The organism is Streptomyces hilarionis, assembly GCF_024539675.1.
GTDB classification, from domain to species: Bacteria; Actinomycetota; Actinomycetes; order Streptomycetales; family Streptomycetaceae; genus Streptomyces; species Streptomyces hilarionis.
Genome location: NZ_JAHHIT010000563.1, coordinates 1 through 341 on the forward strand (window position 1 = coordinate 1; position 341 = coordinate 341).

Annotated in this window: 1 protein-coding gene; it reads left to right on the plus strand. The window is 56.0% G+C overall.

All coding sequences use genetic code 11. From position 1 onward, the window contains the following. Positions 1–320: universal stress protein (locus tag KMS84_RS44230; RefSeq protein WP_256921486.1), on the plus strand; the 320-nt coding region annotated here is incomplete at its 5' end. Positions 321–341: the final 21 nt, after the last annotated feature.

Genomic DNA, 341 nt, shown 5'->3' on the forward strand with positions numbered 1-341 from the left:
AGACCGTACAGATGCTTGCTTCAAGCCCGCTGTGCGAAGACGTGCCAATTCATATCGTCATGGTTGGTACGGACTCTGAAGAAAACCAGAACGAGCTGGAGAAAGCACGAACCACACTTGCCTCTTCTGGCCCGCTAGTGCATGCCGAGATCCGCCCAGGCGAAGTAGAGTCGGTACTTCATGCGTATCAGGCAGAGCACGGCATTGACCTCTTGGTCATGGGGGCGTACGGGCACTCACGCATCAGGCAGTTTCTGGTAGGCAGCACGACCACGACGATGCTGCGAACATCCACTTTACCCGTATTGCTGCTTCGCTGAGCCAGTTCCACTGGCCACAGT